Source organism: Martinezella sp. CNPSo 3957 (genome assembly GCF_057784395.1).
The window spans coordinates 147,765-170,012 of sequence record NZ_JBXSOU010000012.1; the positions used below are offsets into that span (position 1 = coordinate 147,765).

At 60.4% G+C, this 22,248-nt stretch carries 24 protein-coding genes; 18 read left to right on the top strand and 6 right to left on the bottom strand.

What is annotated here, in order from left to right; all coding sequences use genetic code 11:
- Positions 1 to 28: 28 nt before the first annotated feature.
- The 8 genes from AC13QE_RS24535 to AC13QE_RS24570 all read left to right on the top strand — a co-directional run bounded on the left by AC13QE_RS24535 (position 29) and on the right by AC13QE_RS24570 (position 7,075).
- Positions 29 to 1,894, top strand: a complete 1,866-nt coding sequence (locus AC13QE_RS24535; RefSeq protein ID WP_015338967.1) for a potassium transporter Kup — start codon at positions 29 to 31, stop codon at positions 1,892 to 1,894.
- A 165-nt stretch (positions 1,895 to 2,059) separates the two neighbouring features.
- Positions 2,060 to 3,238, top strand: coding sequence for a cell wall hydrolase (locus tag AC13QE_RS24540; RefSeq protein ID WP_488485621.1), 1,179 nt, complete (start codon positions 2,060 to 2,062; stop codon positions 3,236 to 3,238).
- 314 nt (positions 3,239 to 3,552) lie between these two features.
- A complete protein-coding gene (locus AC13QE_RS24545) occupies positions 3,553 to 3,897 on the top strand; it encodes an AtpZ/AtpI family protein (protein ID WP_488485622.1) in 345 nt (114 codons plus the stop codon).
- A 78-nt stretch (positions 3,898 to 3,975) separates the two neighbouring features.
- Positions 3,976 to 4,728, top strand: a complete 753-nt coding sequence (locus AC13QE_RS24550) for a F0F1 ATP synthase subunit A (protein ID WP_112335429.1) — start codon at positions 3,976 to 3,978, stop codon at positions 4,726 to 4,728.
- A gap of 66 nt (positions 4,729 to 4,794) precedes the next feature.
- Positions 4,795 to 5,022 (top strand): F0F1 ATP synthase subunit C, encoded by a 228-nt coding sequence (locus AC13QE_RS24555; protein WP_015338972.1) that lies wholly within the window; start codon positions 4,795 to 4,797, stop codon positions 5,020 to 5,022.
- Between the two features lie 78 nt (positions 5,023 to 5,100).
- Positions 5,101 to 5,694 (top strand): F0F1 ATP synthase subunit B, encoded by a 594-nt coding sequence (locus AC13QE_RS24560; protein ID WP_015338973.1) that lies wholly within the window; start codon positions 5,101 to 5,103, stop codon positions 5,692 to 5,694.
- 3 nt (positions 5,695 to 5,697) lie between these two features.
- The gene (locus AC13QE_RS24565) at positions 5,698 to 6,189 is read left to right on the top strand and encodes a F0F1 ATP synthase subunit B (RefSeq protein ID WP_132715953.1); all 492 of its coding nucleotides are present in this window, start codon (positions 5,698 to 5,700) and stop codon (positions 6,187 to 6,189) included.
- A gap of 121 nt (positions 6,190 to 6,310) precedes the next feature.
- Complete coding sequence (locus tag AC13QE_RS24570; RefSeq protein WP_488485623.1) at positions 6,311 to 7,075, top strand: phosphotransferase enzyme family protein; 765 nt, start codon at positions 6,311 to 6,313, stop codon at positions 7,073 to 7,075.
- 3 nt (positions 7,076 to 7,078) lie between these two features.
- On the opposite strand, the gene rnhB is transcribed toward AC13QE_RS24570, so the two are convergent.
- Positions 7,079 to 7,738, bottom strand: coding sequence for a ribonuclease HII (gene rnhB, locus AC13QE_RS24575; protein ID WP_488485641.1), 660 nt, complete (start codon positions 7,736 to 7,738; stop codon positions 7,079 to 7,081).
- A 105-nt stretch (positions 7,739 to 7,843) separates the two neighbouring features.
- A complete protein-coding gene (locus tag AC13QE_RS24580; protein WP_488485624.1) occupies positions 7,844 to 9,001 on the bottom strand; it encodes a PA0069 family radical SAM protein in 1,158 nt (385 codons plus the stop codon).
- A gap of 241 nt (positions 9,002 to 9,242) precedes the next feature.
- Here AC13QE_RS24580 and AC13QE_RS24585 point away from each other — a divergent pair, with 241 nt between their 5' ends.
- Together AC13QE_RS24585 and AC13QE_RS24590 are read left to right on the top strand one after the other, a co-directional pair.
- Positions 9,243 to 9,761 (top strand): glycosyltransferase family 2 protein, encoded by a 519-nt coding sequence (locus tag AC13QE_RS24585; RefSeq protein ID WP_041677244.1) that lies wholly within the window; start codon positions 9,243 to 9,245, stop codon positions 9,759 to 9,761.
- Positions 9,762 to 10,038: 277 nt separating this feature from the next.
- Positions 10,039 to 10,347, top strand: a complete 309-nt coding sequence (locus AC13QE_RS24590) for a hypothetical protein (protein ID WP_488485625.1) — start codon at positions 10,039 to 10,041, stop codon at positions 10,345 to 10,347.
- Between the two features lie 31 nt (positions 10,348 to 10,378).
- Here the strand turns inward: AC13QE_RS24590 and moaB are convergent, their stop codons facing one another.
- The 4 genes from moaB to AC13QE_RS24610 all read right to left on the bottom strand — a co-directional run bounded on the left by moaB (position 10,379) and on the right by AC13QE_RS24610 (position 14,852).
- Positions 10,379 to 10,933, bottom strand: coding sequence for a molybdenum cofactor biosynthesis protein B (gene moaB / locus AC13QE_RS24595; protein ID WP_488485626.1), 555 nt, complete (start codon positions 10,931 to 10,933; stop codon positions 10,379 to 10,381).
- Positions 10,933 to 11,847, bottom strand: coding sequence for a 4-(cytidine 5'-diphospho)-2-C-methyl-D-erythritol kinase (locus tag AC13QE_RS24600; RefSeq protein WP_488485627.1), 915 nt, complete (start codon positions 11,845 to 11,847; stop codon positions 10,933 to 10,935). The genes moaB and AC13QE_RS24600 overlap by 1 nt, the downstream gene beginning before the upstream one ends.
- Positions 11,848 to 11,854: 7 nt before the next feature.
- Positions 11,855 to 13,711: a tetratricopeptide repeat protein gene (locus tag AC13QE_RS24605; RefSeq protein ID WP_488485628.1), complete on the bottom strand. Its 1,857-nt coding sequence runs from the start codon at positions 13,709 to 13,711 to the stop codon at positions 11,855 to 11,857.
- Between the two features lie 124 nt (positions 13,712 to 13,835).
- Positions 13,836 to 14,852, bottom strand: coding sequence for a polyprenyl synthetase family protein (locus AC13QE_RS24610; protein WP_112335438.1), 1,017 nt, complete (start codon positions 14,850 to 14,852; stop codon positions 13,836 to 13,838).
- A 108-nt stretch (positions 14,853 to 14,960) separates the two neighbouring features.
- On the opposite strand from AC13QE_RS24610, the gene AC13QE_RS24615 reads away from it, so the two are divergent.
- From AC13QE_RS24615 to AC13QE_RS24650, 8 genes are all read left to right on the top strand, one after another.
- Complete coding sequence (locus AC13QE_RS24615) at positions 14,961 to 15,191, top strand: putative signal transducing protein (RefSeq protein ID WP_015338984.1); 231 nt, start codon at positions 14,961 to 14,963, stop codon at positions 15,189 to 15,191.
- A gap of 8 nt (positions 15,192 to 15,199) precedes the next feature.
- Complete coding sequence (locus tag AC13QE_RS24620; RefSeq protein ID WP_488485629.1) at positions 15,200 to 15,976, top strand: tRNA1(Val) (adenine(37)-N6)-methyltransferase; 777 nt, start codon at positions 15,200 to 15,202, stop codon at positions 15,974 to 15,976.
- Positions 15,977 to 16,085: 109 nt separating this feature from the next.
- Positions 16,086 to 16,946, top strand: coding sequence for a S49 family peptidase (locus AC13QE_RS24625; protein ID WP_488485630.1), 861 nt, complete (start codon positions 16,086 to 16,088; stop codon positions 16,944 to 16,946).
- Between the two features lie 16 nt (positions 16,947 to 16,962).
- Positions 16,963 to 17,154, top strand: a complete 192-nt coding sequence (locus AC13QE_RS24630) for a hypothetical protein (RefSeq protein ID WP_488485631.1) — start codon at positions 16,963 to 16,965, stop codon at positions 17,152 to 17,154.
- A gap of 118 nt (positions 17,155 to 17,272) precedes the next feature.
- Entirely contained in the window at positions 17,273 to 18,232 is a 960-nt protein-coding gene (locus AC13QE_RS24635) for a glycine--tRNA ligase subunit alpha (protein ID WP_047627810.1), read from the top strand.
- Positions 18,233 to 18,360: 128 nt separating this feature from the next.
- On the top strand, positions 18,361 to 18,912 hold the full coding sequence (locus AC13QE_RS24640) for a LemA family protein (protein ID WP_132715962.1): 552 nt from the start codon (positions 18,361 to 18,363) through the stop codon (positions 18,910 to 18,912).
- Between the two features lie 87 nt (positions 18,913 to 18,999).
- On the top strand, positions 19,000 to 20,256 hold the full coding sequence (locus AC13QE_RS24645; RefSeq protein WP_488485642.1) for a 3-phosphoshikimate 1-carboxyvinyltransferase: 1,257 nt from the start codon (positions 19,000 to 19,002) through the stop codon (positions 20,254 to 20,256).
- Between the two features lie 92 nt (positions 20,257 to 20,348).
- Positions 20,349 to 22,248: DUF2207 domain-containing protein (locus AC13QE_RS24650; RefSeq protein WP_488485632.1), on the top strand; the 1,900-nt coding region annotated here is incomplete at its 3' end.

The window sequence follows — 22,248 nt, forward strand, 5'->3', positions numbered from 1 at the left end:
CGAAACCCATCATTCTCCCGACGGGAAAATGGACGCTCGCAAGCTCGCCTACCTCGCCCTCGGTTCGGTCGGCGTTGTTTATGGCGATATCGGTACGAGCCCGCTCTATGCCTTTCGCGAAGCATTGAAGCCGGTGGCCGCGGACGGCCTGACGCGCGGCGAAGTCATCAGCGTCGTCTCGCTGATGTTCTGGACGCTGACGATCATCGTCACGATCAAATATGTCCTTTTTCTGCTCCGCGCGGACAATGACGGCGAAGGCGGCACGCTCTCGCTCCTGGCGCTGTTGATGAAGACGGCGAACGGCCATACCGCCATCCTGATGTTGCTGGGATTGCTGGGTGCTGCGCTTTTCCTCGGCGACGCGATGATTACGCCGGCGCTTTCGGTCCTTTCAGCCGTCGAAGGCCTGAAGCTCGTGACCCCGCAATTGTCGGATTATATCGTGCCGATATCGGTGGCCATTCTGGCATTGCTTTTTGCGATCCAGTCGCATGGTACCGGTGCCGTTGCCCGTTTCTTCGGCCCGATCACCGCGCTGTGGTTCATCGTCATGGGTCTTGTCGGCATCATGCACATTTCTGATGATTACAGCATTCTGGCAGCGCTCAATCCCTGGTATGCGGTGACCTTTCTGATGCGCGAGGGTTTCCTCGGCGTCGTCGTTCTCGGTGCCGTGTTCCTGACGGTCACGGGCGCGGAAGCGCTCTATGCCGACCTCGGCCATTTCGGCCGCCGCCCGATCCAGTGGGCCTGGTTCGTGCTGGTGTTTCCGTCGCTTACCTTGAACTACTTCGGCCAGGGCGCGCTGGTGCTGCGTGACCCCATGGCCATGTCGGACCCGTTCTTCCTGATGTTTCCGCACTGGGCGATCCTGCCGGTGGTCATTCTTGCCACGATGGCGACGATCATCGCCAGCCAGGCCGTCATCACGGGTGCTTTCTCGCTCACACGCCAGGCGATTCATCTCGGCTTCCTGCCGCGCATGGAAATCCTCTTCACCTCCGAGACCAATACCGGGCAGATCTTCCTGCCGTCGGTCAACACGGTCCTGTTCTTTGGCGTCATCTTCCTGGTGCTGGCTTTCAAGACCTCGGATGCGCTGGCGACCGCCTATGGCATCTCAGTGACCGGCGCGATGGTCGTTACCTCGATCATGGCCTTTGAATTCGTCCGCGTCCGTTGGAACTGGACGCTGCCGATGGCGGTTGCCGTGCTCACGCCGCTCTTGCTGCTGGAATTCGTCTTCCTGGGCGCGAACCTCCTGAAGATCCACGATGGCGGCTACGTGCCGGTGATGATCGCGACGGCCTTTACCGTCATCATGTGGACCTGGCGCCGCGGCACCGCGATCCTCATGGAAAAGACACGCCATACCGATATCCCGCTGTCGTCCTTCGTCAGTTCGATCGAGCGCAAGAGCGATCATTCGCCCGCGCATGTGCCAGGTACCGCGATCTTCCTGACGAGCGATCCGGAATCCGCTCCCGCCGCGCTGCTGCACAATCTGAAGCACAATCACGTCCTGCACGACAAGAACGTCATCCTGACGATCCGCACCATCAACAAGCCGCGCGTCGCCCAGGAGGATCGTTATACCGTCGAGAAGGTTTCGGACCGCTTTTCGCGCGTCGAGCTGCGCTTCGGCTTCATGGAATCGCAGAATGTCTCGCAGGCGCTTGCGACCCTGCGCAAGACCGGCCTGAAGTTCGACATCATGTCGACCTCCTTCTATCTCGGCCGCCGCAAGCTGGTGCCGGATGCGAAATCGGGCATGCCGCATTGGCAGGACCGGCTTTATATCGCCCTCGCCAACGCCGCGACCGATCCCTCGGACTACTTCCGACTGCCGGCCAATCGCGTGGTGGAGCTGGGATCGCACGTCATCATTTGACACGAATATTCTTGCTGGTTGTTCAAAGGCCCGGTGGATATCCGCCGGGTCTTTGTTTTCGGTTCACCGCCTGCATGACCATAGATTCGCCCAAATTAACCATCCATCAAGGTTAATGGGAGATTATTCCGGCTCCTGGTTTCGAGTGCCGTTTGGAGTCCGGTGTTGTCTCGCTCGCGTTATGTCAGCCGCAAGTCGCGGTTCCTGCCACAAAATTGGACCTCTCCAGTCGTCTTCGGGCTCTGTGCCTGGCTTATTTTTCCGTCGACCGCCGCCTATGGCGATCTTGCGGGCCTGCTTGCGGGTATCGATAGGGAAGGCGCCAACTGGCGCATGGTGATGACAGACTCGCCGGCCGGCTCCACCCACCAGGCGGAACTGGCTTTCGGGGATGTCAGGACCTCTGCCGCCGTTGGAGAGGGCGGTCTGGTGTTGCCGGACGGACGCCGCGTCGCGTTCCAGTCCGAGGCCAAGGGCAGCGATCCCCGGCCCGATGAGGACCGCATCAACCGGCAGGACAAGAAGGGCAGAGTGGTGGCCATCACGCCGATGCTGCCGCCGAAGGATTTTTCCGCGGGCTCGGTGCTGCAGCGCCAGAGCATGCTGTTTCGGCCGGAATCCGCGACCGGCGAGCGCACCGCCTTCCTGAAGCCGCAGCTCGGCGGCAAGGAAATCCAGATTGCCACGGCCTTCTATAAGAAAGAACCGCCGAAGCTGGACGAGAGCGTGCCGGCCTATATCGCCAATCTGGTCACCAACCAGAATGCCGATGTTCTGGCCGCCGCCTATGCCTCGCCGGCGCCGGATTATGCCCGAGTCTCGCCCTTCGATTCCATTCTCGCCAAGGATCAGGACGACGAGGGGCGCTTCGTGCCACAAATCGGCCCGAAGGATCATGCCTGGGCCGCCAATGTCCTGCCGCCATCGGTCTTCTCCTCCGACGAGCAGCAATGTCTTGCGACCGGCATCTATTTCGAGGCGCGCGGCGAGTCCGTGAAAGGACAGGCCGCTGTCGCCCAGGTCATTCTCAACCGTGTCCGTAATCCCGCCTATCCAAAGACCATCTGCGGCGTCGTCTATCAGAATGAGGATTGGACCAATGCTTGCCAGTTCTCCTTCGCCTGTGACAACGTCAAGGAGCGCGTCAATTCGCCAGAACACTGGCGTATTGCCCGCCAGGTCGCCATGGCGGTCACAGCCGGCAAGATCTGGCTGCCGGAAGTCGGTTCCGCCACTCACTATCATGCTGTCTATGTTCGGCCGAAATGGGCTGCCGAAATGGTGAAGGTTGGCCGCATAGGCATGCACATCTTCTACAGGACCTATGGCGGCGGTTGGAGCTGAGGCGGCCGGTTCCGGCAGATTGACACGGCGGCTAGGGCCACTTCCCCCGGCAAAAAAGCCGCAGGAAAGCATGGGCTGAAGAGGATTCTTCCGCTCAGTTTTCGGTCAATATGGCTCTTTCGGTCTAAACTCATGATTTAATTGGGCTAATTTATGGCTGGACAGATGGTGTCTACGCCTTGACTATACTTTTTCCTAAAACTATGTTGCGCGCGACTTCAAAACGGGCCGAAAGGTGGCGAAACCTGCTGTTCGTTTACGCGTTGACCGGGGTAAAGGGATTGCGCGCAACGAATAAAGGGGAGGATGCCACCATGACGGATGACCGCGACGAGGGTCTGGAACAGCGGCGAGCGCAGCTGGGAGCCGAATTGGCGAACAAGCGCGCTGCGGTGAGAGAGGATGAACGCGAGGAGGTTCACGCCGAGGAAAGCCGCAAGGGCTACGCTCAGGCGATGAAGCTTTCCAGTGAGTTCATTGCTGCAATCATCGTTGGAGCCGTTCTGGGCTATGTCTTGGACCGTTTTCTCGGTACGACGCCGTGGGGCATGATTATTTTGCTGCTTCTCGGATTCTGTGCCGGCGTGCTGAATGTGCTGCGCTCTGCAGGCAAGGTGGCGACACCGGAGCCGCAGGGACGTGAGCCTGGTAAGAAATGAGCGGAAGCGACGCAGCGGCGTTGTTTCCAGATAAGAAGCATCTGCTCGGTGGAGCGGAATAATGAAAGAGAACAAGCGGTGGCAAACGATCCTACCCATCAGTTCCTGATCTTTAAGATTATCCCGATCGATATCGGTGGAATTGATTTTTCGTTCACCAATGCTTCGCTGTTCATGGTTGCCTCGGCAGTGCTGTCCGCGGGCTTTCTGTATTTTGCCAGCGCGCCGCGCGCCGTTGTCCCGACGCGCTCGCAGTCCGTTGCGGAAATGGCCTATGAGTTCATCGCCTCGATGTTGAAAGAGGGGGCGGGAACGAAGGGAATGAAATTCTTCCCGTTGGTCTTCTCTCTCTTCATGTTCGTCCTGACGGCGAACCTGCTCGGCCTCGTTCCTTACTTCTACACCGTCACGAGCCAGATCATCGTCACGCTGGCGCTCGCACTGCTCGTTATCTTCACCGTTATTTTCTACGGTTTGATCAAGCATGGCTTCGGCTTCTTCAAGATCTTCGTTCCTGAAGGTGTTCCGGGAGTTCTCTTGCCGCTGGTGGTGGCGATCGAGATCATCTCCTTCCTCTCCCGCCCGGTTTCACTCTCTGTTCGTCTTTTCGCCAACATGCTGGCCGGTCATATCACGCTCAAGGTATTCGCAGGCTTTGTCGCCTCGCTCGGAGCCCTCGGCGCGCTTGGTATCGGCGGGGCCGTTCTTCCTCTTATCATGACCGTCGCCCTCACCGGTCTCGAGTTCCTTGTCGCCTTCCTTCAGGCTTACGTCTTTGCGGTGCTGACTTGCATGTACCTCAACGACGCAATCCATCCGGGCGGCCACTAAGGATAAAGACATTGGCGTCTAACGGCGTCAGTCATTCACCGCACAACCATTTCAAAGGAGTTCAACATGGACGCGGAAGCAGCAAAGTTCATCGGCGCAGGTTTGGCTTGCTTTGGTATGGCCGGCACGGCTCTCGGCCTCGGCAATATCTTCGGCAGCTACCTGTCCGGCGCACTGCGCAACCCGTCGGCTGCTGACAGCCAGTTCGGCCGTCTGGTATTCGGCTTCGCCGTTACGGAAGCTCTGGGCATCTTCTCGCTGCTCGTCGCTCTCCTCCTGCTCTTCGCCGTCTGATATCAGCGGCGTCATAGATCACGGTTCGCGAGCAGCGAGCCGTGATTCTTTGTATTTGCAGACCACCTGGAGGTGAGCATGTTTGTGACCCCGGCATATGCTGAAGAAGCACCGCCGGCCGCCGGAGCGGTGCACACGGAAACGGGTGCGCCGAATGAAGGCCATCACGGCGGCGTATTCCCGCCGTTTGACCATACGACGTATCCGTCACAGCTGCTTTGGCTGGTGATCACCTTCGTCATCTTCTACGTGGCCATGCAGAAGATCGTTATTCCGCGCGTCGGCACCATTCTGGAAAGCCGGCACGACCGGATCGCCCAGGATATCGAGGAAGCCTCGCGTCTGAAGGCTGAAGCCGACGCCGCCGTCGCGACCTATGAAAGCGAATTGGCCGCTGCGCGCGCCAAGGCAAATTCCATCGGCGCTACCGCCCGCGATGCCGCCAAGGCCAAGGCCGAAGAGGATCGCAAGGCAATCGAGGCGAGCCTGGCTGAGAAGCTCAAGGCCGCAGAAGGCCGCATTGCTGAAATCAAGGCGAAAGCCTTCGGTGATGTCGGTGCAATTGCCGAAGAGACGGCCGGTGCCGTCGTCGAGCAGTTGGTCGGAAATGTCGCCGGCAAGGCCGATGTCGCCTCTGCGGTTGCGGCAGCTGCCGCAAAGCAGGAGGGTTGATCCATGGAATTTTCTTTCGACAACACCTTCTTCGCGTTTGTCAGCCTCCTCATCTTCCTCGGCCTGATCGTTTACCTGAAGGTTCCGGGCATGATGGCAAAGTCGCTGGACGACCGCGCCGATCAGATCCGCAACGAGCTGGCGGAAGCCAAGCGCCTGCGCGAAGAGGCCCAGCACCTGCTGGCCGAATATCAGCGCAAGCGCAAGGAAGCCGAGGCTGAAGCAGCACATATCGTTGCCGCAGCCGAGCGCGAAGCGGAAATGCTGACGACCGAGGCGCGCAAGAAGACCGAGGAGTTCGTCGCCAACCGCACGGCTCTGTCCGAGCAGAAGATCAAGCAGGCCGAAGCCGATGCAATGAAGGCGGTCCGCTCCGCTGCCGTCGATCTGGCAATCGCCGCTGCTGAATCGGTGCTAGCCAAGAAGGCTGACGGCAGTGTTCAGTCCGGCCTCTTCAGCGACGCCGTCAAGGAAGTGAAGACCCGGCTGAACTAAGCCTTGGAACTAGCGAAATTCGAAAGAGCCCTGCTTCGGCGGGGCTTTTTTTGTTTCATGCTCAGTCATGATTGATCATCGCTGCAATGGGAGGCAAGATCACTGCATGAGAGGAGAGTGGATGCAGTCAACGACTGGCAGCGAACCGTTTCGTCAAGACGATCTCATCGTGAGACCAGCGGCTACCTGGACACCGGGCGTCCACGCCTTGCTGGCTGCGCTACATCGGCATGGCTTCGATGCAGCTCCGCGTCCGGCTGGATATGACGAGGTCTGGGAACGGGTAACCTATCTGCCCGGAGATACCGGCGATCTCGATGGCCACGCCGCTATGCGCGGCGAAAAGGCGCTGGGGTCGGCTGCGTCGCTGCTGCGTCGCTATCACGATTGCTCCGCCCTGTTCGCAAAAAGCCTTGCGGCCAGCTACGCATGGCAACTGTCGGCCCGCTCGCCCTGCGAGGTCATCTGCCATGGGGATTTTGCCCCCTACAATGTCGTCCTGAACGATGGCGAAGTGACGGGTATCATCGATTTCGAGGCTGCGCATCCCGGTCCGCGAATGTGGGATCTGGCCTATGCCGTCTATCGCTGGGCGCCGCTGTCCTCCGGCGTCGCTATCAAGGAAATGGACACTCTTGCCGCCCAACTCGGTCGCGCCCGTATCTTTGTCGATGCTTATGGCCTGTCCATTAACGAGCGCCTTTCATTGCCTGATGTCATTATCGCGCGGCTTGAAGCTCTATTGGCTTTCATGGAGCAGGAGGCCGCCCGCGGCATCGAGAGATATCGCCGGAATCTCCAGCAAGGACATGATCGCATCTACCGGGAAGACATCGCCTATATCAGAAAATGCTCGACTGAAATCGTCGCCGGACTGACGGGCTGAGTTTCAAACGGCCTCTTTGCGCAGCGGGCGGAAGCTCATGCGATGCAGGGAGCAGGGGCCATGCTCTTCAATGCCAGCGCGATGCTGAGGAGTGCCATAGCCGGCATGGGCTGCGAAACCATAGGCTGGAAAGACAATACCCGCGCGCGCCATCATCCGGTCGCGGGTCACTTTGGCGACGATCGATGCGGCAGCGATGGAGAATGAGCGCGCGTCTCCCTTGACGACGGCCTTTCCCGGGCATGCAAGCCCGGCTGGCACATCGAGCCCATCGGTCAGCACATAGCTTGCCGGCACGGCAAGTCCGCAAATGGCACGGCGCATCGCATCGAGGCTTGCCTTGCGGATATCGGTCGTGTCGATACGACCGGCACTCGACGAGGCGATAGAGACCGTTGCTGTTGCGAGAATCTCCACGAACAGCTCTTCGCGCCTGGCCGCGGTCAGCTGTTTGGAATCGTTGAGCCCTTGCGGGATCCGCTCAGGGTCGAGAATAACGGCGGCGGCGACCACCGGTCCAGCAAGCGGGCCCCGGCCAGCCTCATCGGCTCCGGCGACAGGCCAATGGCCGGCCCGGCGCGCAATCAGCTCCAGCTCAAACGTGGGAACGAGCGGGGCATCCTCGAAAAGCATTGGAGAATCGGGTGATGTGCTGCGTGTCATGCGGCGAAGCTCGCACACCACCCGATCTCCTGCAAGCCCCCGGTGGATCAGGGCGGCGAACCGGGGGGCTTTTCCAGCGGGGTCAGGGAAAACCCGCAGGGAATATCAAAGCAGCGACAACTGGACGCCGCTGCCATCTGGCGGCACGAACAGATCGTCGCGCAAAGCGATATTGCGGCGCGTAAGCTCGAGCCGGCGCGTCGCCATTTCGAAGCGGCGGCTGATCTGCCAGGCATAAGGTCCGGCACCCTTCATGCGCTTGCCGAACTCCGCATCGTAATCCTTGCCGCCGCGCATCGAGCGGATCAGCGACATGACGTGGCGATAGCGATCCGGATAATGCTGCAGCAGCCAATCGCGAAAGAGGGGGCTCACCTCCAGCGGCAGCCGCAAAATGACATAGCTTGCCTCCTGCGCGCCGGCCGCCTTGCCCGCATCGAGAATGCGCTCGATTTCATGATCGTTGAGGGCAGGGATAATCGGCGCCACCATGATCGCGGTGCGGATGCCGGCCTCGTTCAAAGCCTGGATCGCTTCCAGCCGCCGTGGCGGCGTCGCCGCCCGGGGCTCCATGGTGCGCGCGAGCTTCCGGTCGAGTGTCGTCACCGATATTCCCACCCGCACTAGGTTCTTGGCGGCCATCTCCTTCAGAATGTCGATATCGCGCATGACCAGCGCCGATTTGGTGACGATAGCAACGGGATGGTTCGCCCGGTTCAGCACTTCGAGGATCTGGCGCATAATCCGCCATTCCTTCTCGATCGGCTGGTAGGGATCGGTATTCGTCCCTATGGCGATAACGCGCGGCTTGTAGCCGGGCTTTGCCAATTCGCGCTCCAGCAGTTTGGCCGCATCCGGCTTGGCAAACAGCTTCGATTCGAAATCCAGCCCCGCCGAAAGGCCCATATAGGCATGCGTCGGCCGCGCGAAGCAGTAGATGCAGCCGTGCTCGCAGCCGCGATAAGGGTTGATCGATCGATCGAAGGGTATGTCGGGCGATTCGTTACGGGTAATGGCCGTGCGCGGCTTCTCCACCTGCACTTCGGTTTTGAAAGGCGGCAGCTCCTCCCAGCTCTGCCAGCCGTCGTCGAAAGCCTCGCGCTGCTGCGGCTCGAACCGGCCGCTCGGGTTCAATCCGGCCCCGCGTCCGCGCCGACGCTCGACGTCGACCCTGAGACCGGAATCGGCGATCAAAGCGTTGGCAACGTCTGCCGTATTGGCTGGCGCGAAAGCGGCCTGCCCTGCAAGGGACTGCTCGTTCATCGGTAGCTCCAGGGCGGCTTATGCCATCGCACGCCGCATCTAAGATGATTAAATTCCTATCCGACAAATGAGAACATTGCAAGAACAAAAATCCGAAATCACCATTTTCCACCTCGTTGAGAGGAGGTATTTGGCGATACCGGCGGTGAGCGTTTCCGGCGGCATATGATGCTTTTCTTAAACGTTTGGAGCCGAAGGTTGGGTGCTGGCAATAAATTATGCGCCGCTCTATAAATGGGCAATGTTGACGGTCATCATCGAATGCCAGGATCACGAACCCGAACTGGCGCAGACATTGGCGGCATTGGTGGCAGGCGCGGTCGAGGGGCTGGTCAGCGACGTGGTCGTGCTCGATCACGGTTCGAGTGATGGCACATCGAAAGTCGCAGATGCCGCCGGCTGCCGCTTTTACTCGCAGTGGGATATCAAGGACATATTGCGGGCGGCCCGCGGCGAATGGCTGTTGCTGGTCGAGCCGGGCGCGCGGCCGCAAGCGGGCTGGATCGACGAGGTCGCCGAATATGTCTCCCTGAACAAAGGCCCGGCGCGGTTTACGGCGTCGCGCGGCTATCGGCGCCCCTTTCTGAAGCGGATCGGCCGCCGTTCGCCGCCATTGGAGTTGGGCCTGCTGCTTTCGAAACACCAGGCCATCGCCATCGCCAGGTCGGGCATGCAGCTCGCGGAATTTGCCAAGGGCCAGAAGGGCCGGAGGCTTTCAAGCGAACTCATTCCCTCCTGGGTGGCGCGCGCGGCGCGATAGGGCCTAGAACATTTCCGCTTTCCTTCGGATCGCGAAAACGCTCTATCTTCTTGTTTTTACGCAGCTCCGGACGCAAAACCGCTTCGCACTTTTGCTGGAGCTGCTCTAGCGTTCCGCAGATTCCATTTGTAAACGCCGCAATAGCTGCGATAATTCGTGTGTGGCGGCACCTTACGCGTGTCGCGTTGGTGACCGACCATGAAGATGCCGATATCAGGCGGAACTGGTCAGCGGAATTCTCCTTTTTCGCCGGGATTTCGGCGAAAGGAGGTGCGTTATGAAACGCACGATGCTCTACCGCCTCATGGCAACTCTCTTCGTTGCAAGTGCAATTCTTTTCCCCGGCAATGCCGCCGCTCAGGTAACCTTGGCCTGCGCCAAGCGCGTCGATATCGTCGCGTTTCTTGGCGACCATCTTTCGGAAAAGCTTTCGGCTGTCGGCAAGCTCGATCAAAGCACGATCGTTGAGATCTATGCTGCTGAGAGCGGCAACTGGACACTGCTGATGAGCGACGTATCCGGCCGGAGCTGCATCATACTCAGCGGCGATTCCTGGGAATCAATTCCCATCCTGCCGAAGGCATGACCGCCACGCAATATCGCAGCGAGCAGAAGACCTACCTCGAGCCGGCGCCGCGCTTTAGATGCTCGTCGAGGCGCGGCATGATCTCCACGAAATTGCAGGGCATGTGGCGATAGTCGAGCTGCGCCTTCAAGATGCCATCCCAAGCATCCTTGCAGGCACCGGGAGAGCCCGGCAGCACGAAGATGAACGTGGCATTGGCCACACCGCCTGTCGCCCGTGACTGGATCGTCGCCGTGCCGATCTTGTCATAGGAGATGCGATGGAAGACTTCCGAAAACCCATCCATCCGCTTCTCAAACAATGGCTCCAACGCTTCCGGCGTAACATCGCGGCCGGTAAAGCCCGTGCCGCCGGTAGTGATCACGACATCGACCGCATCATCCTTGGTCCAGGCTTCCACCTGCGCGCGGATGCGCTCCCTGTCATCCGGAACGATGGCGCGGGCAGCAAGCCTGTGGCCGGCTTCCGCAATGCGGGCAATCAGCGTATCGCCCGATTTGTCGTCGGCGAGCGTGCGCGTATCGGAAACGGTCAGCACGGCGATGCCGACGGGAATGAAGGATCTTTCGTTGACTGGACCTGCCATCATGCCTCTCCCGCGATCGTCTCCGTTACCTGGAAATACCAGTCCGGCTTCTGTCTGTGAAGCGAGGCGGCGGCTTTCTTCGCCCGTTCGGCATCGGCGAAGATGCCGAAACAGGAGGCGCCCGAGCCGGACATGCGCGTCAGGATCGGGGATTCGCTTTCGATCAGGCCGGAAAGCACGCCAATCTCGCCGCAGATCGAGCGCGCCGGCGGTTCGAGATCGTTGCGCAGGGCCTTGATCGTGTCGATCCATTCGCCTTGACCCTGCGGCATTTGCGACGGAAACAGCAATGGCGGATTATCTTTGCGCGACAGTTGGCGGAACACGTCGGGCGTGGAGACGCCGACGAGCGGATTGCCGAGAACCATCGGAAAAGAAGGAAAGGAAGGCAGCAAATCTATCGCCTCGCCAATTCCACGCGCAATCAGCGGTCGGCTCGAAAGACACATCGGTACATCGGCGCCAAGCTTCAGGGCGATCGTTTTGAGGGTGCCTTCAGGCAGGCTGAGGCGCCAGAGCCGCATGAGCCCCCGCAATGCCGCCGCCGCATCCGCCGAACCGCCGCCGATGCCCGATGCGATTGGCAGGTTTTTTTCCAGATGAATATGGACGGCGGGAGCATCGAGACCGGACGAATTGGCTGCCTGGCGCAAGAGATCGCGCGCCTTGAGCACGAGATTGTCGCCAGCCTCGGCATCGGCGGAAAGCAACGGGCCGAACCGTCCCGAAAGGCTGAAATCGTCATCCGCACTTGCGCGAAAGAAAAGACGATCGCCGTGGCGGGCAAAGCTGACGAGCATGTCCAGCAGATGATAGCCATCGGCGCGGCGGCCGGTGACGTGTAGCGCAAGATTGATCTTTGCGGGCGCTTCTTCCGTAAGGTCGAAATCACCCGCTGCCAAGATCGTGCTCATGGAAGTCTTAGGACTTCTTGTCGACCGGCGCCGGAGCGTTCGTGTCGGGCGAGGGGGCGGGCGCTGGATCGGGCTGCTTGCTCTTGTCGACGGTCTTTGGATCGTTGTCGAGTGGCGGCAAGCCCTTCTCGACCTTCTCCTTGATCTTCGGAATATCGGCCTCTTCCGGCTTCGAGGCGAGCGCCCGATTCCACTGATAGACGGCTTCGAGCTTGCGGTTGACGCGCCAGTAGGCGTCACCGAGGTGGTCATTGATCGTCGGATCGCCCGCCTTGAGCTGTGCCGCCCGCTCCAGTTCGCTCACGGCATCGTCGAAACGGTTGAGGCGGAAATAGGCCCAGCCAAGCGAATCGACGATATAGCCGTCGTCCGGCCTGAGATCGACGGCCTTCTTGATCATGTTCAGACCCTGGTCGAGGTTCATGTTCATGTCGACCCAGGAATAGCCGAGATAGTTCAGCACCTGCGGCTGATCCGGATTGAGCTCAAGCGCCCTCTTGAAGTTCGGCTCGGCATCCGCCCACTTCTTCAGCCGCTCATAGGCAATGCCGCGCTGGAAGAACACCGCCCAGTCGCTGCGCTTCGGCACGGGGCCGATGATCTGTACGGCCTTATCGTAATTGTCGGCCATGGCCTGGAAGTCCTTGGCATCCGAAAGGACGCTGCCATAGGCGAGATAGCTGCGGACATCGTTGGGATCGGAATCGATCAGCGCCTTCAGATGCTTGCGTGCATCGTCGACTTTACCTGCCTGGGCGAGCGCAAGGCCGAGCTGCAGCTCGGAGATGCGGGCCATTGGCGAGTCATCGGGCACCTTCTTGTAGAAGCCGATCGCACGATCGGTCTGCTCCTGCTTTTCGGCCAGCCCGCCGAGCAGCACCAGCGTATCGGCCGCTTTGGGGTCGAGAGAATTGGCAATCTGCAGATAGAGCGAGACGACATCCTCGGCCCCGTCGCGGTTCAGCGCGGCACCGATGGTGAAGAGAACGGCGGCCGCACCCTCGCTGGCATTGGTGACCTGCTGGTTCGGCGTATCACCCTTGCTGATGCTGTCGCGCAGCGCATTCAACGGAGCATAATTGCTGACGAGATTGTCGCCGACGGAGATTGCATCCAGGGCCTTCTGCTTGTCGCCGGCCTTGGCTTCGAGACGCGCAAGCGCCATGACGGCGCGCATGAACGTATCGGGAGCCGTCGCTCCGCCCGTCTTGTCGAGGATCGCATCGTTGAGGTGCGAGCGTGCCGATTTCAGGTCGCCCATCGTCAGTGCTATGGCGCCGGCATGATAGTTCTTGAAGATGTTGAACCAATCCGGGCCCTTCATCTTGTCGATCATCGAGATGGCTTCCTTGCCCCGGCCGGATCCGGCGCGAGCCCAGGCGGCGAGCAGATTGGTCATCATCCGGTCGAGATCGTTCGGACCGTTATACTTGAGGATTTCCTGGGCGGTACGGTATTCGTGACGGCGAATGGCATCCATGCCGCGTACGATGGTGGTCACGCGTTCGACGGAAGGGTCGCTCTTCAGCTCGTTGGCGTATTTGACGCCTTCTTCCAGATTGCCGTTCAGCAACAGCGAGATCATCAGCCGCTGGCGGATCTCCGGATTGCTCGGGTCGATCATCAGCGCCTTTTTGTAGAGCGCGATGGCAGTATTGTAGTCGTGATCGACATCGGCGGTGCGGGCGGCGAGGAAAGCGCCTGCGAAGGTATCGACACTATCCGTATCGAAGGCGACCGGGGCGCTGGCCTCCGGTGCTGTCGCCGGCTTATCATCAGCGCGCGCGACATTCAGGGCGGACACCGAAAGGACCGCCGCCAAGGCTACGCCCGAGAGGAAACGGATGGCAAGTCTCTGCCGCATTAGAAAGCCTTTCATCAAGGGACAGCCGGCGAAGACCGCCGGCGGCATAAAGCGTTCGTGTCAACTGATTCACAACAGGATGGCTTTTTTGAAGCGGCCCTGCAACAAATTCAGGCCGCCGCCATCAATTAACGCGTTCGATGCAGAAATCGATCACTTCCAGAAGTGCCGATTTCCAAGGCGTTTCCGGCAGGGGTGCCAGGGCGTCGCGCGCGATGGTGCCGTAATGGACGGCACGGGCAATTGTGTCGGCCAGCGCGCCATATTTCGTGATCAGGCCGAGAGCCTTCTCGAGATTCTCGTCGCTGTTGTTGCCGGTTTCGATGGCCTCGCGCCAGAAGGCGCGCTCCTTCTCCGTGCCGCGGCGATAGGCGAGAATCACCGGCAGTGTGATCTTGCCCTCGCGGAAATCGTCGCCGACATTCTTGCCGAGATCGGCGGCCTTGCCGCCGTAGTCGAGCGCGTCGTCGACGAGCTGGAAGGCGAGGCCGAGATTGGTGCCGTAGGACTTCAGCGCATTGCGCTCCGCCTTGCCGGCATTGGCGACGATCGGGCCGACTTCAGCTGCAGCGGCAAAGAGCGCTGCGGTCTTGGCGCGGATGACCGAGAGATAATCGTCTTCCGTTGTCTCCATGTTCTTGGAAACGGAAAGTTGCAGCACCTCGCCTTCGGCGATGACGCAGGCGGCCGAAGAGAGCACGTCGAGCGCTTCGAGCGAGCCGACTTCCACCATCATGCGGAAAGCTTGGCCGAGCAGGAAATCCCCGACCAGCACGCTTGCCTGATTGCCCCAGATCATCCGGGCGGTGGACTTGCCGCGACGCAGATCGCTTTCATCGACCACATCGTCATGCAGCAGCGTCGCCGTATGGAGGAATTCGACCGATGTCGCGAGCTTGATGTGATTGTCGCCCTGATAGCTGTAAAGAGCGGCAGACGCGATGGTCAGCATCGGCCGCAAACGCTTGCCGCCAGAGGAAATGAGGTGCTCCGCAACCTCCGGGATCATCTGCACATCAGAGCCGGCCTTGGACAGGATGAGCTGATTGACGCGTTCCATATCCGCCTTGGTCAGGTCCACCAACGGCTTGATGGATGCCAGTTTATTCTTGCTTTCTTCCAGCGGTATCACGACGCCCAACGATCCGGACTCCTGTTCATTTTCTGCAAAGCACAATAAGAAGGGGCGAAACGGGCGGCAAGAGGCGAATTGTCTCGTCGCGTAAATTTGACAGGAATTCTAAGGCCTATGCACGAGTTGATCCGTACCAATGACCCGGTCCTTCTCTCATTCGCTGAGAGCCTGATGAAGGATGCGGGAATTCATTGCTTCATTGCGGACCAGGCCATGAGCATTCTGGAAGGCTCCCTCGGGATGCTGCCGCGCCGCTTTCTGGTGGAGGAAGAGCGTGCCGATCTGGCCCGGCGTATCCTGATCGATGCCGGCCTCGGCGACGAGTTGCGCCCGGCCCGGTCCTGAGGTCCGCCATGACTGAAAGCCCTTCCGAAACCATTGATGCCTTCCACCGCGGCGCCTTCCATGTCGTGCAACCGAAGGGCAGGGGGCACCGCTCCGGCATGGATGCCATGCTGCTGGCAGCGCTTGTCGCAGATGAGCGCGCGATCCGGGTGGCGGATCTCGGTGCGGGCGCCGGAGCCGCCGGAATGGCCGTGGCCTCGAGACTCGACCGGGCGGAGGTCGTGCTGTTCGAGCGCTCGTCCGATATGGCCGAGTTCGCGCGCAAGAGCATCCTGCTGCCGGAAAATGCCCGTTTTGCCAACCGCGTCTCGGTCATCGAAGCCGATGTCACGCTGACCGGCAAGGATCGCAACGAGGCGGGTCTTGTCGACGACAGCTTCCACCACGTCATCATGAACCCGCCCTTCAACGATGCCAGTGACAGGCTGACACCGGACGCGCTGAAAGCCGAAGCGCATGCCATGACCGACGGGCTGTTCGAACGGTGGATCCGCACGGCAGGCGCGATCATGATCCCGGGCGGCCAGCTCTCGCTGATCGCCCGGCCAGAATCGATCGGCGAGATCATCGCCGCCTGCGGCCGCCGCTTCGGCGGCATTGAAATCACGCCGATCCATCCCCGCGAGGGTGAGAGTGCGGTGCGCATTCTGGTGACGGCAATCAAGGGTTCGAGGGCCAGACTGGCGCTTCGGGCGCCATTGATCATGCATGGCGAGGGAACGCATAAATTCACCGATTTCGTCGATGATATGAACAACGGCCGCACTTCGTATCCGCGCCGCTAGCCATTCGGCGCGCTCAGCATCAGAGCATCAAATACGATCCGCAATATTGCGTTTGGCGTTTCCGTGCATACATCACGGGGCAGCAAACATCATGATTCAGGGATGACGAATGGTTGGGTTCTTGAGACGCATGCTTCCGAAGCGCTTCCGCAAGGAGGAGGTGATCGTCCCCGTCGTCCGTCTGAGCGGCGTCATCTCTTCCGGTGGTGGTCCGCTGCGGCAATCGCTTAATCTGGCGGGCTCATCCCAGGCTCTTGAAAAAGCTTTCGGCATGAAGACGGCGCCGGCTGTCGCCATTATCGTCAATTCGCCGGGCGGCTCTCCGGTGCAGTCGCGGATGATTTACAATCGCATACGCGATCTGGCCGCCGAGAAAGATAAGAAGGTCCTGGTCTTCGTTGAGGATGTCGCAGCCTCTGGAGGTTACATGATCGCGCTGGCGGGAGACGAGATCATTGCCGATGCCACCTCGATCGTCGGTTCGATCGGCGTCGTCTCCGGCGGGTTCGGTTTTCCGGAGTTGTTGAAGAAGATCGGCGTCGAACGCCGCGTCTACACAGCCGGTGCGAACAAGGTGATCCTCGATCCGTTCCAGCCGGAGAGGGAAAAGGACATCGAATATCTGAAGAGCCTGCAGCTCGAAATCCACAAGGTCTTCATCGACATGGTGCTCGAGCGTCGCACAGGAAAGCTCTCGGCGGACGAAACGGTATTCTCCGGCCTGTTCTGGACCGGCAGCCGTGGGCTGGAGCTTGGCCTGATCGACGGCCTGGGAGACATGCGTCAGGAATTGAGGAAGCGCTTCGGCGACAAGGTCAAGCCAACGCTGATCACCACGCCGCGCAGCCTTTTCGGCCGCAAGGCTCCCGGCATTTCGCTTGGCGGCATGGATGGCCTCGGCGCCGGGATTGCATCCGGGCTTGCGGAAGCAGCAGAGGAAAAGGCATTGTGGGGCCGGTACGGATTGTAGGCGGGAGCGCTGGCTAATGTCCCGGATCATCTTCTTCATCATCGCCGTCGGCGGGATTTGGTTCCTGTATCGGCGTTTCGTCCGCGATGCCCAGCGGCTCGCCGAAAAATCCCGCCGCGCCGAAACGGAACGCCGTACCGGCGCCATGGGAACGCTGGTCAAGGATCCAAAGACCGGCGAGTATCGTGTGAAGCGGGAGGATGAATAAACCCATGTGCCTCGGCGAGGCAGGCTGCAGCGCCGTTTATGCTGCAAAGCCTTGACCCATTCGCCACGCCGTGGCACCTGTCCGCCAAACAATTCGCTAGCGGAAGAAATCAATTCCCATGACTGCCAACGTGCCCGACCATATGAACCCGAAGCGCTCCTTTCAGGCGCTGATCCTGACGCTGCACAATTATTGGGCCGACAAGGGTTGTGCGGTTCTGCAGCCCTACGACATGGAAGTCGGCGCTGGCACGTTCCATCCGGCCACTACGCTGCGTTCGCTCGGGCCGAAGCCTTGGCGGGCCGCCTATGTCCAGCCCTCCCGCCGCCCCTCCGACGGTCGCTACGGTGAGAACCCGAACCGTCTGCAGCACTATTATCAGTACCAGGTCATCTTGAAGCCCAATCCTCCGAATCTGCAGGAGCTCTATCTCGGCTCGCTGAAGGCGATCGGCCTCGATCCGCTGCTGCATGACATCCGCTTCGTCGAGGACGATTGGGAAAGCCCGACGCTTGGTGCTTGGGGTCTCGGCTGGGAATGCTGGTGCGACGGCATGGAAGTCTCGCAGTTCACCTATTTCCAGCAGGTTTGCGGCATCGAATGCGCACCCGTCGCCGGTGAGCTGACCTACGGTCTGGAGCGTCTTGCGACCTATGTTCAGGGCGTCGACAGCGTCTATGACCTGAATTTCAACGGCCTCGAAGGTGAAGACAAGATCACCTACGGCGACGTCTTCCTCCAGGCCGAGCAGGAATATTCCCGGCATAATTTCGAATATGCCAATACCGAGATGCTGCACCGCCATTTCATCGATGCCGAGAAGGAATGTCAGGCATTACTGGCAGCCGGCGCGCCCGGCGACAGTGAAAATCATCGCCTGCACAAATGCGTCTTTCCGGCTTACGACCAGTGCATCAAGGCGAGCCACGTCTTCAATCTGCTCGACGCCCGCGGCGTCATCTCGGTCACGGAACGTCAGAGCTACATCCTGCGCGTGCGCACGCTGGCCAAAGCTTGTGGCGAAGCCTTTCTGCTGACGGATGCCGGCGGCGTCAACTGGAATCAGCAGGCCGCCTAAGGCAAGCTTCCCCGGGATTGGGCATCGCTACAGCCTATCTTGGCTCTGCGCCGCCGTTAAAGCCGGGTGACATTGGCGTGAAATCTGCCTAGTGTCCCTTGGGTTGCAGTCGCCACGGGGGATTTCAGATGCTTGTTCTTCTCGCGATCATAGTGCTGGCCGCGCTCTATGTCGTCTTCATTTACAACGGGCTCGTTCGTGCACGACAAGTCGCAGAAGAGGCATGGTCCGGTATCGACGTGCAGTTGAAGCGCCGCGCCGATCTCATTCCCAATCTGGTCGAGACGGTCAAAGGCTATGCCGGTCATGAAAACAAGACGTTGGTCGAGGTGACCCAGGCTCGTGCCGCAGCGCAGGCCGTGCCCGCTGGCGATGTCGCCGGCCGTGCCGCCGCCGAAGGCGTTCTCAGTCAGGCGCTTGGCCGCCTGATGGTCGTTTCTGAATCCTATCCCGACCTGAAGGCCAATACGGGCTTCGTCGAGCTGCAGCAATCGCTGGAGACGACGGAAAACGAAATCCAGATGTCACGCCGCTACTACAACGGTGCCGCACGCGATCTGAACGTCAAGGTCGAAACCTTCCCGAACAATCTCATCGCCGGCCCCTTCGGCTTCGTGAAGAAGGCCTATTTCGAGATTACCAACGAAGCGGACCGCGCTGTTCCCACGGTAAAGTTCTGAGATTTCCGCTATCGGTTTTTCATGCGAGGCGGTAAAGGATGCCGACCGCCGGCCATCGGCCGCTTTCCTGACTGACCAAAGAGAATGATGATGGGTAGAGCCAAACTCACGATTATCCCGCCGGGCAAGCCCTTGACCGGACGAGCCATGCCGCCGGGATCGAAGTCGATCACCAACCGGGCACTGCTGCTGGCGGGCCTTGCCAAGGGCACAAGCCGGCTGACCGGCGCGTTGAAGAGCGACGATACCCGCTATATGGCCGAAGCGCTGCGCGCCATGGGCGTCATCATCGACGAGCCCGACGATACAACCTTCATCGTGACCGGCAGCGGCAAGCTGCAGGCGCCGGCTGCACCGCTTTTCCTCGGCAATGCCGGAACGGCGACACGCTTCCTGACGGCAGCTGCGGCGCTGGTCGACGGCAAGGTCATCGTCGATGGCGACGCCCATATGCGCAAGCGGCCGATCGGCCCGCTCGTCGACGCGCTGCGTTCGCTCGGCATCGATGCCTCCACCGAAACCGGCTGCCCGCCCGTCACCATCAACGGCACCGGCCGCTTCGAGGCAAGCCGCGTGCAGATCGATGGCGGCCTGTCCAGCCAGTATGTTTCGGCCCTGTTGATGATGGCGGCCGGCGGCGACCGCGCTGTCGATGTCGAACTGCTCGGCGAGCATATTGGTGCTCTCGGCTATATCGATCTGACGGTTGCTGCCATGCGCGCTTTCGGCGCCAAGGTGGAGCGTGTGAGCCCGGTTGCCTGGCGCGTCGAGCCCACCGGCTATCATGCCGCCGACTTCGTGATCGAGCCCGATGCCTCCGCCGCGACCTATCTCTGGGCGGCCGAAGTGCTTGGTGGTGGCAAGATTGATCTCGGCACGCCGGCAGAACAGTTCTCGCAACCTGATGCGAAAGCCTATGACGTGATCTCGAAGTTTCCGCATCTGCCCGCCGTCATTGACGGCTCGCAGATGCAGGATGCTATCCCGACGCTTGCCGTTCTCGCCGCCTTCAATGAAACGCCGGTGCGCTTCGTCGGCATCGAGAACCTGCGCGTCAAGGAATGCGATCGCATCCGCGCCTTGTCGAGCGGCCTGTCCCGCATCGTGCCGAACCTCGGGACTGAAGAGGGCGATGATCTCATCGTCGCATCCGATCCGAGCCTCGCCGGCAAAGTGCTGCCGGCAGAAATCGACAGCTTTGCCGATCACCGCATCGCCATGAGCTTTGCGCTCGCCGGCCTGAAGATCGGCGGCATCACTATTCTCGACCCCGATTGCGTTGCCAAGACCTTCCCGTCCTACTGGAACGTGCTGGCGTCCCTTGGTGTCGCTTACGAAGACTGACGCTCCGCCATCTCAAGGGAGGCTGAGCGCAGGCATGTTCCTGACGTGAAGCGGCGCCGGCAACGGCGTCGCGGCCATCCTTTGGGGGAGTGATGACACGGCTCTGCGGGTTCTTCCTGGCTTTGTGCCTGCTGCTTTGTGCAACGGCGGTGACGGCAGCCGAACTCATCACGAACTTCGATCAAGCGATCGCGCTGCATCGTGACGGCTCCATGCGCGTCGTCGAGACGATCTCCGTCAATGCCGAGGGCCAAAGCATCCGCCGCGGCATCTTCCGGGATTTCCCGCTGACGATGACCGATGCCGGTGGCCGCGAGATCGAGGTGGATTTCAAGGTCGTATCCGTCGAGCGCGATGGGCAGCCGGAGGATTGGCACAGCGAACGTATCAAGGGCGGCGAGCGTATCTATATCGGCAACGCCGATCGTATCCTGAACCCAGGCTCGCACATATTCCGCCTCACCTACGACACCAATCGTCAAATGCGCTATTTCGGCGATCATGACGAGCTTTATTGGAACGTGACGGGCAACGGCTGGCTGTTCCCTATCCTCAATGCGAAGGCAACAGTCACCTTGCCCGATGGCGTGCAGCCGCAGCAGTTTGCCTTCTTTACGGGGCAGCTCGGCGCTACCGACAAGAATGCAAGTGCGAGCCAACAGGGCAATATCGTTACCTTCGCAACGACCAGGCCGCTTGCAGTGGCTGAAGGCCTGACGATCGCCATCAAGCTGGCCAAAGGAGCGATCACACCGCCGAGCGACAGCCAGCAATGGGGCTGGTTCCTTCGGGATCACCTCGATACGATTATTGCCATCGGCGGGCTGATCCTGCTGTTTGCCTACTATATGCGAAGCTGGATCGCGGTCGGCCGCGATCCTCGGCCGGGCGTCATGGTCCCGCGCTGGGATCCACCCGAGGGCATTTCGCCGGCCCTCGTGAACTATATCGACAATAGAGGCTTCGCCAGTTCCGGCTGGACGGCATTCTCCGCAACCGCGATCGACCTTGCCGTGCGCGGCTATGTCATTCTGGACGACCTGAAGGGAAAAGTCGTCATCCGCCCGACCGGCAAGGCCGGCAGCGATCTCAGCGGCGGCGACAAGGTGCTGATGCAGGCCGTCGGGCCATTCTCGCCGCTTGTTATCGAGAGGGCGAATGGCGAGGCGGTGCAGCAGCTCGGCTCGAAATTCCGCAGCGCCATCGAACGCGATCATCGCGACGAATATTACAAGGCCAATTCGCTCTACGTCATAACAGGTATTGCGCTATCAGTTCTAGTTCTGGCGGCGATCGTCATCTTCGGTCGCCTGCATGAAAATGCCCTGCCGCTGATCATTGTGCCGGGCTTCCTCTCGATTTTCGTGACGATCTTTGCGAGTTCGATCGGCCGCAGGTTTCGCAGGCATAGTGCCAGCCTCGCCCAGCGCATCATTTCGTTGCTGATTTTCGCCTTCTTCGGCTTCGTCTTCGTCTCGATTGCGGTCAACGGCTTTGCCGCCGCAGTCGTGCCGCTGTGGGAGGCGGGCCTGCTGCCGCTGGTCGCCGCCATCGTCGGCATTTTTGCGCTCAATGTCGTCTTCTATTTTCTGATGGGTGCGCCGACGCCGCTCGGGCGCAAGATGATGGATGGCATCGCCGGCCTCAGGCAATATCTGACGCTTGCCGAACGCGACCGGATGAACATGCAGGGCGCGCCGCAGATGTCGCCGCAGCATTTCGAGAAGCTGTTGCCCTATGCCGTCGCGCTCGGTGTCGAAAAGCCTTGGTCGAGCGCCTTCGAAACCTGGCTCGCGACGGCTGCCGGTGCAACTGCCGCCGCAGCCTATGCGCCGGTCTGGTATTCCGGCGATTTCCGCCCGGGCAATATCGGCGGAACGATCGGCGACTTCTCCTCTTCCATGGCGTCGACCATAGCCTCGACCATTCCCGCCCCAGTATCGAGCTCCTCATCCGCTTTCGGCGATGGCGGAGGAGGTGGCGGCTCCTCCG

Excerpts from the sequence above, each read along its gene's own strand:
- AC13QE_RS24535 (WP_015338967.1), top strand. The coding sequence starts at position 29 with ATGGACGCTCGCAAGCTCGCCTACCTCGCCCTCGGTTCGGTCGGCGTT.
- AC13QE_RS24545 (WP_488485622.1), top strand. The coding sequence starts at position 3,553 with ATGACGGATGACCGCGACGAGGGTCTGGAACAGCGGCGAGCGCAGCTG.
- AC13QE_RS24555 (WP_015338972.1), top strand. The coding sequence starts at position 4,795 with ATGGACGCGGAAGCAGCAAAGTTCATCGGCGCAGGTTTGGCTTGCTTT.
- AC13QE_RS24560 (WP_015338973.1), top strand. The coding sequence starts at position 5,101 with ATGTTTGTGACCCCGGCATATGCTGAAGAAGCACCGCCGGCCGCCGGA.
- AC13QE_RS24565 (WP_132715953.1), top strand. The coding sequence starts at position 5,698 with ATGGAATTTTCTTTCGACAACACCTTCTTCGCGTTTGTCAGCCTCCTC.
- AC13QE_RS24570 (WP_488485623.1), top strand. The coding sequence starts at position 6,311 with ATGCAGTCAACGACTGGCAGCGAACCGTTTCGTCAAGACGATCTCATC.
- rnhB (WP_488485641.1), bottom strand. The coding sequence starts at position 7,738 with ATGACACGCAGCACATCACCCGATTCTCCAATGCTTTTCGAGGATGCC.
- AC13QE_RS24580 (WP_488485624.1), bottom strand. The coding sequence starts at position 9,001 with ATGAACGAGCAGTCCCTTGCAGGGCAGGCCGCTTTCGCGCCAGCCAAT.
- AC13QE_RS24585 (WP_041677244.1), top strand. The coding sequence starts at position 9,243 with ATGTTGACGGTCATCATCGAATGCCAGGATCACGAACCCGAACTGGCG.
- AC13QE_RS24590 (WP_488485625.1), top strand. The coding sequence starts at position 10,039 with ATGAAACGCACGATGCTCTACCGCCTCATGGCAACTCTCTTCGTTGCA.
- moaB (WP_488485626.1), bottom strand. The coding sequence starts at position 10,933 with ATGGCAGGTCCAGTCAACGAAAGATCCTTCATTCCCGTCGGCATCGCC.
- AC13QE_RS24600 (WP_488485627.1), bottom strand. The coding sequence starts at position 11,847 with ATGAGCACGATCTTGGCAGCGGGTGATTTCGACCTTACGGAAGAAGCG.
- AC13QE_RS24605 (WP_488485628.1), bottom strand. The coding sequence starts at position 13,711 with ATGCGGCAGAGACTTGCCATCCGTTTCCTCTCGGGCGTAGCCTTGGCG.
- AC13QE_RS24615 (WP_015338984.1), top strand. The coding sequence starts at position 14,961 with ATGCACGAGTTGATCCGTACCAATGACCCGGTCCTTCTCTCATTCGCT.
- AC13QE_RS24620 (WP_488485629.1), top strand. The coding sequence starts at position 15,200 with ATGACTGAAAGCCCTTCCGAAACCATTGATGCCTTCCACCGCGGCGCC.
- AC13QE_RS24625 (WP_488485630.1), top strand. The coding sequence starts at position 16,086 with ATGGTTGGGTTCTTGAGACGCATGCTTCCGAAGCGCTTCCGCAAGGAG.
- AC13QE_RS24630 (WP_488485631.1), top strand. The coding sequence starts at position 16,963 with ATGTCCCGGATCATCTTCTTCATCATCGCCGTCGGCGGGATTTGGTTC.
- AC13QE_RS24635 (WP_047627810.1), top strand. The coding sequence starts at position 17,273 with ATGACTGCCAACGTGCCCGACCATATGAACCCGAAGCGCTCCTTTCAG.
- AC13QE_RS24640 (WP_132715962.1), top strand. The coding sequence starts at position 18,361 with ATGCTTGTTCTTCTCGCGATCATAGTGCTGGCCGCGCTCTATGTCGTC.
- AC13QE_RS24645 (WP_488485642.1), top strand. The coding sequence starts at position 19,000 with ATGATGGGTAGAGCCAAACTCACGATTATCCCGCCGGGCAAGCCCTTG.